A 21,876-nucleotide genomic window follows, 5' to 3' on the forward strand; every position below is an offset into this window, starting at 1 on the left:
GTACCGGCCGCCTCCGACCCGGCACGCACGCCCGGTCCGCGTCCCCGGGACGCGGACCGGCACCGTGCGGGACGCACGGACGCGGAGGGCTTAGGCCGTCGGTGTCCCGTGATGTGATGAGACCCATGCGGCACTCCGAGGACAGCACCCCCGCCACGAGCTCCGTCGTGCCCGGGGCCGGACCGGTGCGCTGGAACCTCGTGCCCCCGCACGGCTCCGCGGCGGAGCGCACCGCGTGGCGGCCGAGCCCCGAGCAGGAGGAGATCGCCGGGCTCGCGGCCGGGTGCGGCCCCCGGCTCGTGCTGGGCGGACCCGGGACCGGGCGGACCCGGGTGCTCGTGGAGCTGGCGGCGCGCCGGATCGGCGGCGGCCTCGACCCGGACCGGCTGCTCGTGCTCACGCCGTCCCGGCTCTCGGCCGCCCGGCTGCGGGACGACCTCACGGCCGCGGTCGCGGCCACCATGAGCTCCCCGCCGGTGCGCGCCTGGCAGTCCTACGCCTTCGACCTCCTCCGGCGGGCCCAGAACGAGGGACTGCTCCCGGGGGTCGCGCACGGCCCCAAGCTGCTGTCCGGCCCGGAGCAGGACGTGCTCATCGGCGAGCTCATGGCCGGGCACGCCGCGGGGTTCGGAGCCGCCGTCGTGTGGCCGCCGGACCTCCGGGAGGCCCTGGGCACCCGTGGCTTCCGCCAGGAGGTGCGTGAGCTCTTCGACCGGATGTCCGAGTACGACCTCGCGCCCGAGGACCTCCGCGTCCTCGCCCGCCGCCTGGAGCGCCCGGACTGGGCGGCGGCCGCCACGGTGCGCGCCGAGTACCAGGCCGTGCGCCGGCTGCGGATGCCGGAGTCCTACGACCCCGCGGTCCTCGTGACCGAGGCCGCGCGGCTCCTCGAGGAGCAGCCCGAGTTCCTGCGGGCCGAGCAGGAGCGCCTCGACCTCGTGCTCGTGGACGACCTGCACGAGGCGACACCCTCGATCCACCGGCTGCTCGCCGTGCTGTGCCGGGGACGGGACACCGTGCTGACCGTCTGCACGGACACCGTGGTCCAGGGCTTCCGCGGGGCCCGGCCCGACCTGCTGCGCACCCTCGACGACCGGCTCGGCGAGCCCGCACGGCCCCTCCGGCGGCACCTGCTGGGCACGAGCCGGCGGATGCCCGCCGCCGTCGCGGAGGTGTGGCAGCGCGTGGCCGAGCGGATCCCCGCCGTCGCCGGGGCCCGGCACCCCCGCCGCCTCCTGTCCGCCGAGGACGCCGCGGTGGAGGGCGCGCCGGAGGGCGCGCCGGACGACGGTGCCGGAGACGGCGCGGCGACGGGGGAGGTCACCACCGTGGTGCTCTCGTCGCCCCTGCACGAGGCCCGCTGGATCGCCCACCAGGTCCTCGAGCGCCACCTGGTGCACGGTGTCCCGCTGGCGGACATGGCCGTGGTCGTGCGCAACGGCCGCTACCTGGAGGGCCTCGAGCGGCAGCTCTCCGCCCTGGGCGTGCCCGTCAGCACCTCCGCCGCGGAGACTCCGGTGCGGGACGAACCGGCGGTGCGCCCCCTGCTGGGCGCTCTGCGCATCGTGACCGAGGCGGCCGCGGCGTCCGGGGACGCGGGGGAGGACGGGCACTTCGGCTCCCTCACTGTCCAGGCGGCCGTCGACCTCCTGTCCTCGCGGGTCGGCAACGCCTCCCCGATGGACGTCCGCCGGCTGCGCCAGCGGCTCCGGGCGGAGGAGCTGGCCGCGGGCGGCCTCCGCACCAGCGACGACCTGCTCGTGGAGGCCCTCGTGGCCCCGGGGGCGCTCGACGCCGCCGGGGTGCGCTCCGTGCCGGCCCGCAGGATCGCCCGGATGCTCTCGGCCGGGACCCGTGCCCTCCGGGAGGAGGGCGCCACGGCCGAGACCGTCCTGTGGGCGCTGTGGGAGGCGGCTGGGGTCGCCGAGTCCTGGCGGCGCCGCGCGCTGGAGGGCGGCCCGGCGGGCGAGCGGGCCGACCGGGACCTCGACGCCGTGGTGGGCCTGTTCGAGTCGGCGGAGCGGTACGTCGACCACCTGCCCGGTGCGAGCCCCGCCCAGTTCCTGGACTACATCGACAACCAGGACCTGCCCATGGACACCCTGGCCGCCCGCGCCCCGACCGACGAGACGGTCGAGATCATGACGCCGGCCACGGCCGCGGGCCGGCAGTGGCCGGTGGTCTTCGTCGCCGGCGTGCAGGAGGGCGTGTGGCCCAACACCCGCCTGCGCGGGCAGCTGCTGGGCGCGGACCTGCTCACGGACGCGCTCGACCTCGGCGTCGAGCAGGCCGCACGGGTCACCCCGGTGACCCGGATGAGAGAGGTCCGCCACGACGAGCTGCGCTCCTTCTCCGCCGCGGTCTCCCGCAGCTGCGGGACGCTCGTGGTCACGGCGGCCTCCGGCGAGGACGAGCAGCCCTCGGAGTTCCTGGACCTCGTCGACCCCCCGGGGTCCCGCCCCGGGGACGGCGCCCGGGCCGTCGTGGACGCCCCGCGGCCCATGACGCTGCGCGCCCTCGTGGCCGAACTGCGGCAGTGGGTCCAGCTGCACGAGGAGGACCCGGTGCGCTCGGAGGCCGCGGCCCGGCTGCTCCACCGCATCGCGGCCTCCCCGCGCCCGGTGCCCGGGGCCCACCCCGACACCTGGTGGGGCGCGGCGGAGCTCTCGAGCACGGCGCCCGTCTTCGACGACGGTGTCCCCGTGCCCGTCTCCCCGTCCCGGATCGAGACCATCCACCGGTCCCCGCTCGACTGGTTCGTGTCCGCCTCGCGGGCCGAGGCCGCCACCGACCTCAGCCGCAGCCTCGGCTCGCTCGTGCACGCCATCGCCGAGGAGCTGCCGGAGGCGTCGGGCTCCGAGCTCGTCGCCGAGCTCGAGCGCCGCTGGCCCACGCTGGGGCTGCCGGACACCTGGGAGTCCGCGGTCCAGCTCGAGCGGGCCCGGCAGATGCTGCGCAAGTTCGCCCAGTACGTCCTGGACGCCCGCGGCAAGCACGGCCGCCGGCTGGCCTCCGTGGAGGGGGCCTTCAGCGTGCTCGTCCAGGGGCGGGCGCGCGACGCCCTGCTCCGGGGCCGCGTGGACCGCCTGGAGCTCGACGAACAGGGCCGCTACGTCGTCGTCGACCTCAAGACGGGACGGAACCAGCCGGCCGGGGCCAAGATCGCCGAGCACCCCCAGCTGGCGGCCTACCAGGTGGCGCTGACGGCGGGGGCGGGCACGGCCATGGTCGCGGGCGAGGACGAAGCCGTCCTCGAGCTGCCCGGCGGCACCGTGACGGAGCTCTCCGGCGGCGCCCTGCTCGTCCAGCTCGGCACCCGGGCCAAGTCCCCCTCCGTGCAGCAGCAGGACCCCCTCGACCCGGACGCCACCTGGGCCCGGGAGCTGATCACCCGGGCCGCGGAGCTCGTGGCCGGGGAACGGTTCACCGCCCGCCACGACCAGGCCGAGGGCGGCTTCAACGGGCACGGGTGCAAGCTGCCGCAGATCTGCCCGCTGTGCGCCGAGGGACGGCAGGTGAGCGAACCATGAGGACCGACCCCGCCCTCGTTCCCCCCGGACAGCAGGAGACGACACCGCCCATGACCGACGCCCCCCGCACCCCCGGCGACGGCGCCCGGCACGACCCGGCCGAGCACCCCTACGGCGGTGTCGAGCCCCGGTACAGCCCCGAGGAGCTCGCCGAGCTGCTCGGCGGCAACCGGCCCACGGCCCAGCAGGCCGCGGTGATCTCCGCCCCGCTCACGCCCCGGCTCGTCGTCGCGGGCGCGGGCTCGGGCAAGACCGCCACCATGGTCGACCGGGTGGTCTGGCTCGTGGCCAACGGCGTCGTCGCCCCGGACCAGGTCCTCGGCGTGACGTTCACCCGCAAGGCCGCCGGCGAACTGGGGGAGCGCATGCGCTCCCGGCTCGCCCGGCTGCGCGCCCAAGGGCTCGTCGCGCCCGTCGGCCCCGAGGAGGACGATCTCCCGGCCGCGCCCCAGGACCCCACCGTCAGCACCTACCACTCCTACGCCAACACGCTCGTGCGCAACTACGGGCTGCGGATCGGGATCGAGCCGGACACCACGCTGCTGGGCCAGGCCCGGACGTGGCAGATCGCCGCGCAGACCGTGGAGGCCTGGACCGGGGAGCTGCTCGAGACCATGCCCGCGAAGTCGACCATGGTCGGCGCGGTCCTCGACCTCGCCTCGGCGTGCGCGGAGCACCTCGTGGACCCGGCGGACGTGGAGCGCTTCGCGGCCCAGCTGCTCGGCGCGCTGGCCACGACACCCCCGGGGCGGCGGAAGAAGACCCTGGGCGCCCAGCTGAAGAAGGTCCAGGACAACCAGCGCACCGCGTGGGTCCTCGCCGAGCTCGTGGCCGACTTCGCCCGGCGCAAGCACGAGGCCCAGGCCATGGACTTCGGCGACCTCCTCTCCGCCGCGGCCCGGCTGGCGGAACAGGACCCGGCCGCCCGCCGGACCGAACGGGAACGGCACCGGGTGGTGCTGCTCGACGAGTTCCAGGACACCTCGCACGCGCAGCTGCGGCTCTTCGCCGCCCTCTTCGGGCACGGGCACTCCGTGATGGCCGTCGGCGACCCCCAGCAGTCGATCTACGGCTTCCGCGGAGCCTCGTCCGGCCAGCTGTTCGGCTTCTACGACTCCTTCCCGGTCGCCCCCGGCCAGGACGGGGAGCCCAGCTTCCTCACCACGGCGTGGCGCAACGACGCGAGCATCCTCGACGTCGCCAACACCATCGCCGCACCCCTGCGGACCCTCCCGGCGTGGGCGCGCAGCAGGTCCTCCCTCGCCGTCCCCGAGCTCACCCCGCGGCCCGGCGCGGGCACCGGCCGGGTGCGGATCAGCCGCTTCACGACGGACGTCGAGGAGGCCGTCGCGCTCGCGGAGCGGGTGCGGGCCCGCCGGGAGCAGCACCGCGGCGAGCCGGAGGAGCAGATGCCCACCATGGCGGTGCTCTGCCGCAAGCGCTCGCAGATCGAGCCCGTGCGCCGGGAGCTCGCCGCCCGGGGCATCCCCTACGAGGTCGTGGGCCTGGGCGGACTGCTCAGCACGCCGGAGGTCTCCGACGTCGTCGCGACCCTCCGGGTGCTGGACGACCCCGGCCGATCGGACGCCCTCGTGCGGCTGCTCGCGGGCGCCCGGTGGCGGATCGGGACCCGGGACCTCATGGCGCTCGCCGACTGGGCGTCGCACCTGGAACGCCGCCGCACGGAGGCCGCGCAGGCGGGCCGGGCCGAGGACCTCGAGAGCCCGGTGACCCCGGAAGAGGCCCAGGAGGACGCCCTCGTCGAACCCGATCTCTCCGACCACGCGTCACTGGTCGAGGCCCTCGAGACCCTCCCTCGGCCCGGCTGGTCCTCCGCGCACGCCCGCACCCTGTCCGAGACGGCGCGGGAGCGCCTGACCCGGCTGCGGGCGGAGCTGGACCACCTGCGCTCCTTCCTCTCCGACGACCTGCCGAGCCTGCTCCACGAGGTCGAGACGGTCCTCGGGCTCGACGTCGAGGTGGCCGCGCACCCCCACCGCCCCGTCCACCAGGCGCGGCGCAACCTGGACGCCTTCCACGAGGCCGCGCAGTCCTTCACCGCGTTCTCCGCGACGAGCGACGTCTCGGCCTTCCTCGCGTGGCTCGACGTCACGCTCGCCGAGGAGAACGGGCTCGAGCCCGGACCCGACCGCACGCGGCACGACGCCGTGCAGCTCGTCACGGTGCACGCCTCCAAGGGCCTCGAGTGGGACCACGTCTACGTCCCGGGCCTCAACGCCGGGAACTTCCCGACCGACAGGCCCTCCCGCTGGACCCTCGACACCGGCACCCTGGCCTGGCCGCTGCGCGGCGACGCCCGGTTCCTGCCGCAGTGGGCCGTGGACACGACCGACCTCAAGGCTCTCGAGGAGTCCCACGCGGAGTACCTGGAGCTCGCCGCCCAGCACGCCGAGGACGAGGAGCGCCGCCTCGCCTACGTGGCCGTGACCCGGGCCCGGGAGGTCCTGGAGCTGTCCTGCACCGCGTTCCGGGGCACGGCCGCGAAGGGCCAGGGGCCCTCCGCGTTCGTCTCGGAGCTGGCGCCGCTGATCGAGGGCCCCGAGCCGCCCGTCCGCCTCGGCCCCTGGGCCGAGGTGCCGGAAGGGGCACGCAACCCGGCCGCGGCCACCGTGCTGAGCGCGCCGTGGCCGTACGACCCGCTGGAGGGCCCCGAGGTCACCGAGACCGTGACGGACGAGGGCGGGCGGAGCGCCGTGCGCGTGAGCCCGCCCCCGCACCTCGGCCGCCGGGCCGTGCTCGAGCGCGCCGCCCGAGCGGTTCGGGAACGCGGGTTCGAGGACACCGCGGACCTCGACGTCGAGGACCTGCTCGGCGTCGCGGAGCGCGACGGGCTCGCGCCCGACCCGCGCCGGTGGTCCGAGGAGGCGAAGATCCTGCTGGCCCGGCACGAGGACGGCCGGACGGAGCGGACCGTCCCCATGCCGTCCCACGTCTCGGCGTCGACCCTCGTGGCGCTCGCGCGCGACCCCCTCGAGGTCGTGTCGGGCCTGCGCCGGCCCATGCCGCGCCGGCCGGGCACCGCGGCGCGGCGGGGCACCACCTTCCACGCCTGGATCGAGCAGTACTACGGCAGCTCGGCGATCTTCGACGTCGGGGAGCTGCCCGGGACCGCCGACGACTACGTCGACGCGGCCTACGACCTTCCCGAGCTCGCCGCGACGTTCCGGTCGAGCCCCTGGGCGGACCGCCAGCCGTACGCGGTGGAGTTCCCCCTCGAGACCCCGATCGCCGGGATCACGGTCCGGGGCCGGGTGGACGCCGTCTTCCGCAACGGCGACGGCACGTGGGAGCTGGTCGACTGGAAGACGGGGCGGGCGCCGTCCGGCCGGGAGCTGCAGCAGCGCTCGGCGCAGCTGGCCGTGTACCGGCTCGCGTGGTCCCGGTTGCGCACCGTACCGCTCGAGGAGGTCACCGCCGCCTTCTACTACGTGGCCGAGGACCGGGTGGTCCGCCCGCACGACCTCTCCGGGGCCGACGAGCTCGAGGCGGTGGTCCGGGACGCCTACGACGTGGTGCTGCGCCCCTGACGGGGCCGCACGGGGTGTCTAGGCGGGGTCCTCCGGCCCCGCCTGCGGCGTCCGGCCGGCGGGGCCCTCGGGGGCGCCGGCCGGATCCGGCCGCTCGGGGGCACCGGTCTGCACAGGGGGCTCCGGAGAGCCCTCCGGCACGGCGGCCCCCGGTGCCGCCCCGGGGCGAGGGGCGACGTCCTGCTCGAGCGTGGCGAGCATCTGTTCCGCGTCCGCCACCAGGTCCTGCGCGCCGCGGTCCACGCCGCGCACCAGCCACTGCGCCAGGGCGAGCTCCGCGTCCAGCCGGGCCCGGTCCAGCAGGTGCGGGTCCGGTTCCCGGTCGGGGGCCTGGAAGGACGTCCGGCGGCAGGCCGCGGCGTAGGCCTCGAGCACTCCCTCGGCGAGGCGCGCGTCGCGCGCCGCGAAGAGCCACGCGAAGTCCTCGGCGGGGTCGCCCACGTGCAGATCGGTCCACCCGGTCACCCCGCGGACCCGCCCGCGGGAGATCACGAGGTCGTCCTCCTGCAGGTCGCCGTGGACCACTCGCGGCTGGAACCGCCACACGGCACGGTCCGTCAGGACCCGCTCCCACCGGTGCAGCAGCGCGGCCGGCACGCGCTGGGTGTCGGCGGCGCGGCGCAGCTCCGTGAGCCGCCGCAGCCGGCACTGCTCGGCGGTGTAGCCGGGCAGATCGGCGTCCAGGACCAGGGCGGGCGGCAGCGCGTGGATCGCGGCCAGCAGCCGCCCGAGCTGCACGGCGAGCGTGGGGGGCGGATCGGCGCTCGGCACGTGCCGGTGGTGCTCCGGGTCCGGCTCCGCGGCCATGCGGGCGAGCGCATCGATGTCAAGCGGGGCGCCCTCGATGTGGGAGTGCACGAAGGCGTGCAGGTCCCCGTGCGCCACGCAGCCCGCGGCGGTGGGGACCAGGAACGGCAGACGGGACCGGACGGCGGGGGTGAAGGAACGGAGCACGAGGTGCTCCGTCTCCAGGCGCACGCTCGCCTCGGGGCTCAGCGGGGACCGCACCCGCCAGTGCCGGCCGGTGGCGTCGACGACCACGGCGGAGCGGAAGTCGGCGTCGTCGTCAGGGGAGGGCCCCACGGCCACGGGCGCGAGTCCGGGGACGCCTGCGGCGGCGACGGCGGCCAGGTGCTCGAGGGACGTGCTCACGGCGTCCACCCTACAAGAGGCCCGGCAGGGGACGCGGCCGCCGTCCCCGTCCCCACCCGCCCCGGCCGGGTCCGCCCGGGTCGCTACAGTGGAGGCGTGCCCGCCTCCTCCCTCCCCGAGCCCGTCCCCGGCTCCCGCCCCGCCCCCGAGCGTCTCGCTCCGGCCCGCCTGCCGTTCGCGGCGACGGCCTTCGACCGCGACGCCGTCGACCGTGAGCTCCAGGACGTCCGCGTGCTCGCCGCGCAGGACCCCGCCACGCTCGTGCTCGTGCTCGCCGGCGGGCTCGCCCCCGTGGCCGGCGACGCCCTCGTCCTGGTACCCTCGGCCGAGCTCCCGGCCGTCCCGCACGACCCCCGCCGCCCGGAGGTCTACCTGGGCCGGTTGCCCGGCGCCGACGGAGCCCGCGGCCCCCGGGTCCTGCTGCGCGCCGTCGCCACCCCCGAGCCCGGGGGGCAGGACGCCGCGGCGGAGCCCTTCGCGGTGCCCGAGCCCCTCGTGGCGGCGGTCACCGCGTTCGCCGCCGCCCGGGGCGGGGAGGAGCCGCGCTGGGCCGGCCTGCGGGAACTGGGCCCGGTGCTCCCCGCGGAGGACACCTCGCTGCTCGTCACCGCCCAGTCCGTGGGCCTCTGGCACCGGGACCACCCCCGGTGCCCGCAGTGCGGGGAGCCCACCGAGGTGATCCGCTCCGGGTGGGCCCGGCAGTGCCGCAACGACGACTCCCTGCACTTCCCGCGCACCGACCCCGCGATCATCGTGGCCGTGAGCGACGGCCACCCCGATCCCGCGCGGGAGCGGCTGCTGCTGGGGCGCTCCGCGCTCTGGAAGGGCAACCGGTTCTCGACCCTCGCCGGGTTCGTGGAGCCGGGGGAGTCCCTGGAGCAGGCCGTGGTCCGCGAGGTCGCCGAGGAGGCCGGCCTGACCGTGGGGGACGTGCAGTACCTGGGCTCCCAGCCCTGGCCGTTCCCGCGCTCCCTGATGCTCGGCTGCCGGGCCGTGGTGCACTCGGGGGCCGCCGTCCCGGACGGTCAGGAGATCCTGGAGCTGCGCTGGTTCACGCGGGCGCAGCTGCGGGAGGCGGCGCGCACCGGGGCGGTGACCCTCCCCGGACGCGTCTCCATCGCGCACGCGCTCATCGAGCACTGGCTCGGCGAGGACCTGCCGGAGACCGCGTGGTGACCGGTGGCGAGGCGGCCACGGACGTGGAGTCGACCCTGGAGGAGCGCATCCTCGCCGGCCTGGACCCCGAGCAGCGGGAGGTCGCGACCACGCTGCGCGGACCCGTGTGCGTGCTGGCGGGCGCCGGCACGGGCAAGACCCGGGCCATCACCCACCGGATCGCCTACGGCATCGCCACGGGCGTCTACACCCCGCAGAAGGTCCTGGCCCTGACCTTCACGGCCCGCGCCGCCAACGAGATGCGCAACCGGCTGCGCCGCCTCGGGGCCTCCGGGGTGCAGACCCGCACGTTCCACGCCGCCGCCCTGCGCCAGCTGCAGTACTTCTGGCCCCAGGCCGTGGGCGGGCCCCTCCCCGGGCTCGTGGAGCACAAGGCGCGGCTGATCACCGAGGCCGCGCAGAACATGCGCCTGTCCACGGACCGCGCGGCCGTGCGGGATCTCGCCGCCGAGATCGAGTGGGCCAAGGTCTCGATGCTCACCCCCGACACCTACCCGGCCCGGGCCGGGGAACGGGACATGCCGCTGAACTACGACGTGCGCACCGTCCAGCGCCTGTACCAGTCCTACGAGGAGCTCAAGACGGACCGGCACCTCATCGACTTCGAGGACGTCCTGCTGCTCACGGTGGCCGTGCTCGAGGAGGACGAGCGCGTCGCCGCGACCGTGCGGGAGCAGTACCGGCACTTCGTCGTCGACGAGTACCAGGACGTCTCCCCGCTCCAGCAGCGCCTCCTCGACGCGTGGCTCGGGGGCCGGGACGACGTCTGCGTGGTGGGCGACGCCTCCCAGACGATCTACTCCTTCACCGGTGCGACCTCCCGGCACCTGCTCGAGTTCCCGGCCCGGCACCCGAAGGCCCGGGTGATCGAGCTCGTGCGCGACTACCGCTCGACCCCGCAGGTCGTGGAGACCGCCAACCGCCTGCTCGCCGCCCGCCGGCCGGCGCGGGGGTCGACCCCCGGCGCCTGGGCCACCCCGCTGCGTCTCGTGGCGCAGCGCCCGGACGGGCCGCGCCCGTCCTGGAACGAGTACGCGGACGACGAGGCCGAGGCGGCGGGGACGGCGGCGCGCATCCAGGACCTGATCGACGACGGCGTGCCCGCGGCCGAGATCGCCGTCCTCTTCCGCACCAACGGACAGTCGCAGGCCTTCGAGACCGCGCTCGCGGAGGCGGGCATCGGCTTCCAGCTGCGCGGCACGGAACGGTTCTTCAACCGCCCGGAGGTCAAGCAGGCCGTGGTGCAGCTGCGCACCGCGGCGCGGGCGGCCGAGGCCACCGACGACCCCACGCGCCTGGTGCGCGACATCCTCTCCTCCCTGGGCTACTCCGACCGGGCACCACGGTCCACGGGTGCGGTGCGCGAGCGGTGGGAATCGCTGGCCGCGCTCGTCTCCCTCGCGGACCGGATGGCGGCGGAGGCCGCGGCCCGCGAGGAGCAGTTCGTCCTCCCCGACCTCGCCGCGGAGCTCGAGCGGCGCACGGCCCAGCAGGACGCCCCCGTGATGAACGGGGTGACCCTGGCGTCCCTGCACTCGGCCAAGGGCCTGGAGTGGGACGCCGTCTTCCTGGCGGGCCTCAGCGAGGGCCTGATGCCCATCGGCTTCGCCGAGACCGCGGACGAGATCGACGAGGAACGCCGGCTGCTCTACGTGGGCATCACGCGGGCCCGGGAGCACCTGGTGCTCTCCTGGACCCTGTCCCGCACCCCGGGAGGGCGGCCCACGCGCAGGCCCTCACGGTTCCTCGACGCCCTGCGTGAGACGGAGGGCCCCCGGCCGCCCCAGCGCGGGTCCCGCCCGCGGGGCGCCCGCGCTCACTCCTGATCGAGCCCGCACAGGCACCGGCTCCGGTCGAGCTCCGGCCAGGACACCGCGTCCGGCCACGGCGGGGCGAAGAGGGTCGCGTGCTCTGCACCGCTCCGCTCCCGGGCCGTGGGCCCCTGCCCGCGGCCGTTGCCGCTGCCCAGCGAGTCCAGGGCCACCGCGAGCACCTCGACGGCCAGCCGGGCCGCGACGGCCTCCCCGTGGGCCGGAGCCGCCCACGCCGCGAGGACGGCGGCCGGACCGCGCGGCGCCGTGCCGGGCTCCCGGCCCTCGAGCGTCGCCCGCACGCAGTCCGGGCAGGGCCGGTGCGCCCAGGGCACGGTGGGCCAGCGCAGCAGGACACCGCCGGCACGGTGCAGCGACACCAGCGGGTGCCGGGGATCGATCCCCGCCCACGAGTCCGGCTCCGCCGCTCCGGGCAGGGACCGGTCGGCCGGGGGAGCGGCAGGGTGCCCGAGGCTGTGCACCACGACGGTGCCCGGCAGCAGGGCACCGGGGAACAGCTCCGGCGCGCTGACGGGGACGCAGCGGGGATCGAGCTCGCGCAGCCTCCGGCGCAGGGCTGCCTCCCGGGGACGGCCGACGTCCGCGGGCCGGTACGCGCCGCCCCCGACGTCGGCGGCCGTCACGGGTGCGGCGTCGTTGACGTTGAGACCGAGCACGCCGCAGCGCAGCAGGCGCACGGCCAGCGCCGCCGCGAGGCCGTCCAGGCCCAGGAGCAGGACGTGCACCTCGTCCGGGCGGGGACGCTCGAGGCAGGACGGGGGCAGGACCGGGTCCTGCTGGTGGCCCCGACGGGGACCGGGGAACGGGGTGGTGGGCACGGGACGCCTTCCGGGACGCGCGGGCGGGACGCCGCCACTGTCACCCGGGCCGCGCCCGCGCCGCCCCCGGGGAGGGGCCGTCCACAGTCCACGTCCGGGGACCGTGCACACTGGCGGGCGGCGTTTCGCGGCCCGCGCCCGCGACGTGTTCAATGGCTCCATGCCCGTTCCGTCGCAGCCCGAGGTCGTCGTGCGCCGCTCCGCCCGCCGGCGCAAGACCGTGTCCGCCCACTGGAGCGAGGACACGGTGGTGCTCTCGGTCCCGCAGACGGCCACCCGGCGGGAGATCGAGCACTGGACCCGGGAGCTGGTGCCCCGGGTCGTGGAGCGCCGGCGCCGCGAGGCGGCCAAGGGCGCCGACCGGCGCTCCGGCGACCGTCTCCTGCGGCGCGCCCAGGAGCTGTCCCGGCGCCACCTCGACGGCCGCGCCCGACCCTCGGACGTGCGCTGGTCGGGGCGGCAGCACACCCGGTGGGGCTCCGCGACACCCGCCACCGGCGTCATCCGGATCTCGGCCCAGCTCCAGGAGGCTCCGGAGTGGGTCCTCGACTTCGTGCTGGTGCACGAGCTCGCGCACCTGCTCGAGGCCGACCACAGCCCCCGGTTCCGGGAGCTCGAAGCCCGCTATCCGCTCGCCGAGAAGGCCCGTGCCTTCCTCGACGGCGCGGCGTGGGCGCACCGGCAGGCGGACGGCGCCGCGGCGGATCAGCGGGAGCCGTCCCCGTCCTGAGGCCCCTCGCCCTCCGGACGCCCGGGATCGCCGTCCGGGCCAGGAGCACCCTCCGTGCCGGGCCCCTCGTAGCCGCCCGAGAGCAGCCGCTGGAGGGCGGCGTCGACCTCGTCCTCGGACGCGGTGAGCAGCCCGCGGCGCTCGGTGAAGCCCGCGGGGTCGTCCAGGTCCTGGTCGGTGGGCAGCAGCTCCGCGGCGTCCCACAGGCCGTCCCGGTCCTGCACGCCGCGGCGCTCGCCGACGTACTGCCAGAACTGCGCGGCCTCGCGCAGCCGGCGCGGGCGCAGCTCCAGCCCCACGAGGGAGCCGAACGCGTGCTCGGCGGGTCCCCCCGAGGCGCGGCGCCGCCGGACGGTCTCGGACAGGGCCTCCGCGGAGGGCAGGTTGGCGGTCGAGGCGACGGTGACCACGTGCACCCAGCCCTCCACGAGGGCCAGCACCGTCTCGAGCCGCTTGAGCGTGACCTCCTGGTCCGGGGTCTGCTGCGGGGCGAAGATCCCGGAGGACAGGGCCTCCTGCATGCTCGAGGGGTCCATCGGATCGATGTCCCGCGCGGCCTCCTCGATGCGGGCCATGTCGATGTGGATCCCCGCGGAGAAGCGCTTGACGAGGTCCAGGATGTGCTGGCGCAGCCAAGGGTTCGCCGCGAACAGGCGGACGTGGGCGGCCTCGCGCACGGCGACGTACAGCATGATCTCCTGCGCCGGGATGTCCAGGCCCTCGCCGAAGCCCTTGATGCTGGCGGGCAGCAGTCCCGACCGGCCCTCCGCGAGCGGCAGGCCGATGTCGGTGGAGCACAGCACCTCGCGGGACAGGCCGCCGATGGCCTGACCCAGCTGGATCCCGAACAGCATCCCGCCCGCGCCGGCGAGCATGCCCGAGGCCCCGCCCATCATGGCGGACAGCTCGGGGGGCAGCTGCTGGGTGAGGGCGTCCGTAAGGGCCTTCGTCACGGACTCCGCGACCGGGCCCGTCATGTCCTTCCAGGTCTCCTGGGTGGCCTCGATCCACTCCGCGCGGGACCACGCCTGGGGCCGGACCGAGGTCTGGCCGAACTCGGTGTGGTCGGCCAGCCACAGCTCGGCGAGGCGCATCGCGTCCTCGACCGCGCCGCGCTGGGCGGGGGTCACCGACGGGTCCCCGCCGTCGGCGGCGATCCGCCGGGCGTGGTCGTGGGCGAGCTTCCAGTTGACCGGCCCCTCGGACGCCCCGGCGCCCATCATGGACTGGATCTGCTGGAACATCATGGACATCGCCTGGGGATCCACCGGCATGCCCGCCCGCTGGAGGTCCTCGGGGCTCATCCCGCTCTGCCCCATGAGTCGCTCGAGCATCTCCTGGAAGGGGTCCTTGGGGCCGTCGCCGGAGTCGTCCCCGGGGTTGTTCCCGGTACGGTCGTTGGGAGGCTGAGGAGTCATGGGTCCACCGTTCTTCGGTCGGGTCGGGGGATCGGGCGGCACGGGCGCGCCCGACGTCTCTGCTCCCAGCGTAGCGAGCACCGGACGGGGCCGACCATGAGCCAACTCCCAGTTCGCTGGAAGCTCAGGGCAGGGTCCCGCGCGATAAGGTGGATCGTCCGGACCGGACGGCCTCACGGCCTCCGGTCCCACCGACGACGACCGCCGAGGACCGCCCGTGACCGCACCCCCCCGCCCGCGCCGTGCCCTGCGCCGCCGCGACCTCGAGTCATGGGCGCTGCTGGGGTCCGTCGGGCTGCTGCTGGCCGGGACGGTGCTGCCCGCGCCGTTCGTGATCGAGGCGCCCGGGCCCACGTTCAACACGGTGGGGGAGCACGACGGCCGGCAGCTGCTGGGGGTCTCCGGCGCCCCGACCTATCCGAGCGAGTCCGTCCTGGACCTGACCACGGTCTACGTCACCGGGGGGCCCGACAAGAACGTCAACGTGCTCACCGTCCTCGGGTCCTGGCTCGACCCGTCCGCCTCCGTCGTGCCGGCCGACGCCCTCTACCCCCGGGACCTCTCGGACGAGGAGGCCGCCGACTACAGCATGGCGGCCATGAGCACCTCGCAGGAGGACTCGATCGCCGCCGCCCTGACGCACCTGGGCAAGGACTTCAGCACACGGCTCTCGGTGCAGGGCACCGTCCCGGACGGCCCCGCGGAGGGGGTGCTCGAGCACGGCGACGTCCTGCGCGGTGTGGACGGGGAGCCCGTCTCCTCGCTGCCGTCCCTCAAGTCGGCCCTCGACGCGGCGGGGGAGCGGGGCGTCACCCTGCGGGTCGAGCGCTCCGGGACCCCGCGCGACGTCGAGGTGGACACCGTGCGCGACGAGGAGTCGGGGAACTGGCAGCTCGGCGTGTACCTCGTGCCCGCCTACGACTTCCCGATCGACGTGTCCTTCGAGCTCGACGAGGTCGGCGGGCCGAGCGCGGGACTGATGTTCGCCCTGGGCATCGTCGACGAGCTGACCCCGGGCTCGATCGCCGGGGACCGGCACGTGGCCGGGACCGGCACCATCACCCCGGAGGGGGAGGTGGGGCCCATCGGCGGCATCCGGCAGAAGCTCGAGGGCGCCGCGGCGGCCGGGGCGGAGGTCTTCCTCGCCCCGGAGGGCAACTGCGCCGAGGTGGAGGGGCACGTCCCCGAGGGGCTGACGGTGGTGTCCGTGCGCACCCTCGACGACGCCGCGGCCGCGGCCGAGGCGGTCGGGGCCGGCCGGGACCTCTCGGCGCTGCCGGCGTGCGCCCCCCGATGACGACCGCCGCGTGCACGATTGCACCCCCGAGAAGCCCGCGGGCAGAATGGACGGGGTGCCCCGGCGACCCGCCGGGGGCCCTCCTCCCCGACGCACACCGCACCCCACGACTCCACGCACCACACCTGACGAACGACGCCGATTGCAGAGGTAACCAGTGACCGCCGGACCAACAGCCCCCCGACCACCGAGGCAGCAGCCAGCAGGACAGCGGCGGAAACGGGGTGCGCTGTGGCCGACGGTCGTGGTCGTCCTGGTGCTCGTGGCCGCCTTCGTGGGACTGACGCAGCTCTACACGGACGTCCTGTGGTACGACCAGCTCGGCTACCTCAGCGTGTTCGTCACGGAGAACGTCACGAAGATCATCATCTTCGTGGTCGCCGCCGTGCTCGTGGCGGTGCTGATGTTCGCCAGCCTCTTCCTCGCCTACCGGAACCGGCCGATCACGGCCGAGTCCATCGTGGACGACAACCTGCGCCGCTACCAGGAGGCCCTGGAACCGGTCCGCAAGATCGTCATGGTGGTCGTTCCCGTGCTCTTCGGGCTCTTCGCGGCGAGCACGGCGATGACCCAGTGGGACACGGTCCTGCTGTTCCTCAATCAGGAGCCGTTCGGCCAGGAGGACCCGCAGTTCGGTCTCGACCTCGGCTTCTACGTCTTCACCCTCCCGTTCCTGCGCTTCCTCATCGGCTTCCTCGTCTCGGCGATCCTGCTGGCCGGTGTGGCGGGGATCCTGATGCACTACGTGTACGGCGGCATCCGGATCACCGAGCGGGGGCTCAGCACCACCCGGGCGTCGCGCGTCCACCTGGGGGTGCTGGCCGCGCTGTTCCTGCTGCTCCAGGCCGCGAACTTCTGGCTGGACCGGTACTCCACGCTGCAGTCCTCGTCCGGGTCGTGGACGGGAGCCCTGTACACCGACGTCAACGCCGTGATCCCCACCAAGGCGATCCTCGCGGTGGCCGCCCTGATCGTGGCGATCCTCTTCGTCGTGGCGTCCTTCATCGGCCGCTGGCGGCTGCCGCTCATCGGCACGGCGATGCTGCTCGTGGTCGCCGTGGTGGCCGGCGGGATCTACCCGTGGGGCGTCCAGCGCTTCCAGGTCACCCCGACGGAGCAGGCGCTGGAGAACGAGTACATCCAGCGCAACATCGAGCTCACCCGGATGGCCTACGAGCTGGACGAGACCGAGGTGATGTCCTACGACGCCACGACCGAGACCGAGCCGGGCGCACTGCGCCAGGACACCGAGACGACGTCGAACATCCGCCTGCTGGACCCCAACGTGGTCTCCGCCGCGTTCTCCCAGCTCCAGCAGTTCCGGCCCTACTACCAGTTCCCGGACACCCTCAACGTCGACCGCTACGAGATCGACGGCGAAGTGCAGGACACCGTGATCGCCGCGCGTGAGCTCAACCCGGAGCAGAACCAGGGCTGGTACAACCAGCACGTGGTCTACACCCACGGCTACGGTGTGGTCGCGGCCTACGGCAGCCGGGTCGAGGCGGACGGGAAGCCGCAGTTCATGCAGGCCGGCATCCCCTCCGACGGCGTGATCTCGGACGACTACGAGCCGCGCATCTACTTCGGCGAGAACTCGCCGAACTACTCGATCGTCGGCGGCGGCGAGGGGGACGAGCCGCTCGAGCTCGACCGCCCGCAGACGGCGGGCGACGAGGCCGGCGATGCCAAGACGACGTTCGCCGGCAACGGCGGACCCAGCATCGGCAACTTCTTCAACCGCCTGGCCTACTCGATCAAGTTCCAGTCCTCGGACCTGCTGCTCTCGGACGCCGTGCGCCCGGAGTCCCAGATCCTCTACGACCGGGACCCGCGCGAGCGCATCGAGAAGGTCGCCCCGTACCTGACGGTCGACGGCGCCCCGTACCCGGCCATCATCGACGGCCAGGTCCAGTGGATCGTGGACGCCTACACCACCTCGGACGCCTACCCGTACTCGACCCCCGCGGTGCTGCAGGAGGCGACCCAGGACACGCAGACCGCCCAGGGCGCCGCCGCGACCCTGCCGCCGGAGCGGGTCAACTACATCCGCAACTCGGTCAAGGCCACGGTGAACGCCTACGACGGTTCCGTGTCCCTCTACGCGTGGGACGAAGAGGACCCGGTGCTGAAGGCGTGGCAGAACGTCTTCCCGGACACGCTCCGGCCCTACTCGGAGATGTCCTCCGAGCTCATGGCGCACGTTCGGTACCCGCAGGACATGTTCAAGGTCCAGCGGGAGCTGCTCAACGAGTACCACGTCACGGAGGCGAACGACTTCTACAGCGAGAACGACGTGTGGTCCGTGCCCAACGACCCGACCCAGGACACCGACGTCGCCCTGCCCCCGTACTACCTCTCGATGCGCATGCCCGGCGAGGACGAGGCCAACTTCTCCCTCACCACGTCGTTCATCCCGCAGCAGTCCGAAACGGGCAACACCCGCAACGTGATGTACGGCTACCTCTCGGCCAACTCCGACGCCGGCACCGGCGAGGACGGGGTGAAGAGCGACGAGTACGGCACGCTGCGCCTGCTCGAGCTGCCGCGGTCCTCCGTGGTGCCCGGTCCCGGCCAGGCCCAGAACCTGTTCAACTCGGACACGGACGTCTCGACGGAGCTGAACCTGCTCCGGCAGGGCGCGTCCGAGGTGATCAACGGCAACCTGCTCACCCTGCCCGCGGGCGGCGGGATGCTCTACGTCCAGCCCGTCTACGTCCAGTCCTCGGGCGACGCCGCGTACCCGACCCTGCGCCGCGTGCTCGTCGGCTTCGGTGAGGAGGTGGGCTTCGCGCCCACCCTGGAGGAGGCGCTCGACGAGGTCTTCGGCGGCGACTCCGGGGCTCAGACCTCGGCCGGTGCGGGCGTCGAGGACGCCGAGGCCGGCACTCCGGACGCAGCCGGCGAGGACGGTGCGGACGCTCCGGCCGGCGGCGGCAGCCTCGAGGACGCCCTCAGCGACGCCAACCAGGCGGTGCAGGAGTCCCAGCAGGCGCTGCAGGACGGCGACTGGAACTCCTACGGGGAGGCCCAGGACCGGCTGCAGGACGCCATCGAGCGGGCGCTCGAGGCGGAGGGCGTTATTACCCCGGAGACCGAGGGCGCCCTGGCCCCCGAGGAACCGGCCGAGCAGCCCGCCGGGTAGCCGATTTGCGGGTCCACCCCGCGGCACGTATAGTCATACATGTCGCCGCGGGGTGGAGCAGTTCGGTAGCTCGCTGGGCTCATAACCCAGAGGTCGCAAGTTCAAATCTTGCCCCCGCAACTTCCAGAAGGCCTCCGGACCATCACGGTCCGGGGGCCTTCGTCGTGCACCGGGTCCGTCCGGGCAGACGGAAGGCCCCACGGCCGCGGCCGTGGGGCCTTCCCCGGTTCCCGGTGAGGGGATTCCGTCAGACCTCTTCGGAGGAGACGATGCGCTCGGCGTTCCTGGACTTCAGGGCCGCGAGGCGGGCCTCGATCTCGCTCTGCTGGCCGAGGGACTCGAGGGACTCGAACTGCGCGTCCAGGGAGGACGCGGCGAGCTCCTGCTGGCCCAGGACGCGGGCCTCCTCGCGGCGGATCTTGTCCTCGAACCGGGACACCTCGCTCGTCGGGTCGAGCACGTCGAAGGCCTTCAGCGCGTCCTGGACCTGCGCCTGCGCCTGCGCGGTCTTCTGCCGGGCGTTGAGCTCGTCCCGCTTGTTGGACAGCTCCTGGAGCTTGCCCCGCATCTTGTTGAGCCCGTCCTTGAGCTTCTCCACGACCTCGGTCTGGGACTGGATCTGCGGCTCGGCGCCGCGGGCCTCCGTCTCGTACTGGATCTGGCGCTGGAGGGCGACCTTGGCGAGGTTGTCGAACTTCTGGGCCTCGGAGGCCTTGCCGGCGCCGCTGTACTCCTCGGCCTTGTTCGAGGCGGCCAGGGCCTTGTTGCCCCACTCCTGGGCCTCGCGCACGTCCTCCGCGTGGTCCTGCTCGAGCAACCGCAGGCTGCCGATGGTCTGCGCGACGGCCGCCTCGGCCTCGCGGATGTTCTCGGTGTAGTCGCGCACCATCTGGTCCAGCATGAGCTGCGGGTCCTCGGCGGCGTCGATCATGGCGTTGATGTTGGCCTTCGCGAGCTGGGCGATGCGGCCGAAGATGGACTGCTTGATCATGGTTCCTTCTCTCCTCTGGTGCGTCCCGGGAGGGCCTCCCGGGATCGTGGGCCGGACAGGGATCGTGGGGTGGACAAGGTGGGGGAGGGGCGGGTGCCTGGGCCGTCCCGGCGCGGCGGGCGCCCGGCGAGCGGGATCAGAAGCTGCCCCCGATGCCGCCGCCGAAGCCTCCTCCTCCGCCGAAGCCCCCGCCGAAGCTGCCGCCGAAGCCGCCGCCTCCGCCGCCGAAGCCGCCGCCGCCGCCGAAGCCGCCGCCGCCGTTGAGGATCGAGCCGAGGAGGATGCCGCCCAGCATCGCGCCGCCCAGGCCGCTGTTGGAGCGGCCCCGGTGGCCGCCCATGCCCACGGGCGTGCCGAAGCCGCCGTAGGAGAAGGAGTCGACGTCCTGCTGGGCGATGTACTGGGCCTCGCCGGCGAGCCGGACGGCCTCGTTGGCGTAGGTCAGCGCCTCGGAGGGGTCCGACTTCCGGGACTGCTGGGCGGACTCGAGGTAGCGCTCGGCCTCCGCCAGGCGGGTGCGCGCCTCCGGGCCGACACCGCCGCGGCGGGCCCAGATGTACTCGCTCGCCGAGCTCAGCTGGGCCTGCGCGGAGACGAGGGTGTGGGCGAGGGTCTCGCGCGCGGAGCGGTCCCGGTCGTTCTGGGAGCGCACCGACGCGAGTCCCTTGTCGAGCTCGTCCTTGGCCACCGCCAGGCGCCGGCTCAGGCCGAGCGGATCGATCCGGCCCGCGCCCATCTGCTCCTCGACGGTCCCCAGGACGGCGCTGACCCCGGCGACCGCTCCCGCGAGCTCCGGGTTGGAGCCGCGGCGGACGAGGGCGTCCGCCTCGGCGACGTCCCGCTGGGCGATGGTCACGGCGTCCTTGAGGGACTCCTCGGCGTGGGCGAGCTCGGTGGCCGCGTGCTCCACGGCGTCGAGCAGACCGCCGGCCTGCCCCACGCCCTCCTCGGCGGCGCGGATGTCCAGCACGGCGTCGCTCGTGCGCCCCGCCGCGAGGTCGGTGCGGGCCTCCTCCACGGCGGTGTCCACGAAGTCGAGCCGGTCCCGGGCCTGGTCGATGTTGTCCTTGACGGGGGCGAGGGCGGTCTCGTTGTAGTGGGCGGTGAGCTCCCGCAGCCGGGCGTCGGCCGTGGCGAAGCGGGGGCGCACGGCCTCGGCCTGGCGCTGGACGTCCTCGAGGGCCTGCGGGGCGCGGGACTCCAGCCGGCGCAGCGCGCTGAAGGCCTCCTGGTGCTCCTGCAGCGGGCGCTGGGCGTCCTGGGAGCGGGCGATGATCTCCCCGAGCCACGCCCGCTGCTGCTCCTCGGTGTCGGGGATGTGGTCCTCGAGCTGCTGCTGGCGCGCGAACGAGGCCTGCATGTGCTTCTTGGCGTCCTGGATGGCGCGGCGGAACGGCTCGACCTGCTCGTCCCCGTACTGCAGCTGCGCGAAGGCCAGCTCCTGCTCGGAGTGCTGGATGGCGTTGTCGGTGGCCACGAGCAGCTCCCCGGCCCGCTTGCGCAGCTCCGGCACCGGGACGTCCTGGTGGGGGCCGCCGGGGCCCTGCGGACCGCCCCGGCCGCCCGGGACGCCCTGCGGGGCGGACTGCTGCTGCCGCCGCTTCTTGTTGCGGGAGGCCATGCCGTACACGGCGAGCCCGCCCAGGCCGAGCGCCCCGAGGCCGAGCAGGCCGAATCCCGCGCCGCCCCCGTCGGCGCTGTCCGCGGTCCCGGCGGCGGGCGCGCCGGAGAGCTCGGCCTCGATGCCCTCGACCGCGCCCTGGACCGCGCCGTCCCAGTCGTCGGCCGCGAGCGCCGGCGTGATGTACTGCCGGTTGATGCGCTCCTGCTGCTCGGTGCTCAGGGGCCCGGTCGAGTACGCGGAGAACCGCTGCTGCCGGTCCTCCGTGGCGACGACCAGCACCGCGTCCGAGCTGCCGAGATCGTTGACCTCGGCGAACTCCTGCAGCCACGCGTCGGGGTCCGACGGGTCGGTGAAGGAGTCGACGAAGACTGCCGTCAGGGTGATGCCCTCCTGGGTGGCGAGTTCGCGCACGTCCGCGGCCAGCGCCGAGGGGTCCTCCAGGACCCCGGCCTCGTCGACGATCCGCTCGCCCGGGGGCACGTCCACGGGTGGCTGGGCGACAGCCGCTCCCGCGGGAACGAGCAGGGCGAGCGTCAGACCGCAGCCGGCGACGGTCCGGCGGGCAATGGGGCGCCAGTGCATGATCTCCCTCACGTGGTCGGTGCTCCCGATTCT

General features: G+C 74.6%; 12 protein-coding genes and 1 tRNA gene. 8 read left to right on the forward strand and 5 right to left on the reverse strand.

What is annotated here, in order from left to right:
* Window positions 1-125: 125 nt before the first annotated feature.
* Window positions 126-3,530 (forward strand): PD-(D/E)XK nuclease family protein, encoded by a 3,405-nt coding sequence (locus ACH9D2_RS17360; RefSeq protein WP_396364076.1) that lies wholly within the window; start codon window positions 126-128, stop codon window positions 3,528-3,530.
* 50 nt (window positions 3,531-3,580) lie between these two features.
* Complete coding sequence (locus ACH9D2_RS17365) at window positions 3,581-7,078, forward strand: UvrD-helicase domain-containing protein (protein ID WP_396364077.1); 3,498 nt, start codon at window positions 3,581-3,583, stop codon at window positions 7,076-7,078.
* An 18-nt stretch (window positions 7,079-7,096) separates the two neighbouring features.
* On the opposite strand, the gene ACH9D2_RS17370 is transcribed toward ACH9D2_RS17365, so the two are convergent.
* Window positions 7,097-8,230 carry a phosphotransferase gene (locus tag ACH9D2_RS17370; RefSeq protein ID WP_396364078.1) on the reverse strand — a complete coding sequence of 378 codons (1,134 nt, stop codon included), beginning with the start codon at window positions 8,228-8,230 and terminating at the stop codon, window positions 7,097-7,099.
* Between the two features lie 96 nt (window positions 8,231-8,326).
* Between ACH9D2_RS17370 and nudC the strand changes: the two genes are divergently transcribed.
* On the forward strand, window positions 8,327-9,406 hold the full coding sequence (gene nudC / locus ACH9D2_RS17375) for an NAD(+) diphosphatase (protein WP_396364079.1): 1,080 nt from the start codon (window positions 8,327-8,329) through the stop codon (window positions 9,404-9,406).
* Entirely contained in the window at window positions 9,400-11,232 is a 1,833-nt protein-coding gene (locus ACH9D2_RS17380) for a UvrD-helicase domain-containing protein (RefSeq protein ID WP_396364080.1), read from the forward strand. The genes nudC and ACH9D2_RS17380 overlap by 7 nt, the downstream gene beginning before the upstream one ends.
* On the opposite strand, the gene ACH9D2_RS17385 is transcribed toward ACH9D2_RS17380, so the two are convergent.
* Window positions 11,223-12,056, reverse strand: coding sequence for a hypothetical protein (locus ACH9D2_RS17385; RefSeq protein ID WP_396364081.1), 834 nt, complete (start codon window positions 12,054-12,056; stop codon window positions 11,223-11,225). The two genes, ACH9D2_RS17380 and ACH9D2_RS17385, sit on opposite strands and share 10 nt — an antisense overlap.
* Window positions 12,057-12,216: 160 nt before the next feature.
* Here ACH9D2_RS17385 and ACH9D2_RS17390 point away from each other — a divergent pair, with 160 nt between their 5' ends.
* Window positions 12,217-12,786 (forward strand): M48 metallopeptidase family protein, encoded by a 570-nt coding sequence (locus ACH9D2_RS17390; RefSeq protein ID WP_396364082.1) that lies wholly within the window; start codon window positions 12,217-12,219, stop codon window positions 12,784-12,786.
* Here ACH9D2_RS17390 and ACH9D2_RS17395 read toward each other — a convergent pair.
* Window positions 12,762-14,204 carry a zinc-dependent metalloprotease gene (locus ACH9D2_RS17395; RefSeq protein WP_396364083.1) on the reverse strand — a complete coding sequence of 481 codons (1,443 nt, stop codon included), beginning with the start codon at window positions 14,202-14,204 and terminating at the stop codon, window positions 12,762-12,764. The genes ACH9D2_RS17390 and ACH9D2_RS17395 overlap by 25 nt on opposite strands.
* A 217-nt stretch (window positions 14,205-14,421) precedes the next feature.
* Here ACH9D2_RS17395 and ACH9D2_RS17400 point away from each other — a divergent pair, with 217 nt between their 5' ends.
* The 3 genes from ACH9D2_RS17400 (at window position 14,422) to ACH9D2_RS17410 (ending at window position 18,766) form a co-directional block, all read left to right on the forward strand.
* A complete protein-coding gene (locus tag ACH9D2_RS17400; protein ID WP_396364084.1) occupies window positions 14,422-15,501 on the forward strand; it encodes a YlbL family protein in 1,080 nt (359 codons plus the stop codon).
* Window positions 15,502-15,658: 157 nt separating this feature from the next.
* On the forward strand, window positions 15,659-18,646 hold the full coding sequence (locus ACH9D2_RS17405; protein WP_396364085.1) for a UPF0182 family membrane protein: 2,988 nt from the start codon (window positions 15,659-15,661) through the stop codon (window positions 18,644-18,646).
* Window positions 18,647-18,692: 46 nt separating this feature from the next.
* Window positions 18,693-18,766: transfer RNA gene (locus tag ACH9D2_RS17410), tRNA-Met, on the forward strand.
* Window positions 18,767-18,893: 127 nt separating this feature from the next.
* Here ACH9D2_RS17410 and ACH9D2_RS17415 read toward each other — a convergent pair.
* Window positions 18,894-19,637 carry a PspA/IM30 family protein gene (locus ACH9D2_RS17415; RefSeq protein ID WP_396364086.1) on the reverse strand — a complete coding sequence of 248 codons (744 nt, stop codon included), beginning with the start codon at window positions 19,635-19,637 and terminating at the stop codon, window positions 18,894-18,896.
* A 136-nt stretch (window positions 19,638-19,773) separates the two neighbouring features.
* A complete protein-coding gene (locus tag ACH9D2_RS17420) occupies window positions 19,774-21,843 on the reverse strand; it encodes a TPM domain-containing protein (RefSeq protein WP_396364087.1) in 2,070 nt (689 codons plus the stop codon).
* Window positions 21,844-21,876 lie beyond the last annotated feature (33 nt).

This window comes from Kocuria rhizosphaericola (genome assembly GCF_044462205.1).
GTDB classification, from domain to species: domain Bacteria; phylum Actinomycetota; class Actinomycetes; order Actinomycetales; family Micrococcaceae; genus Kocuria; species Kocuria rhizosphaericola.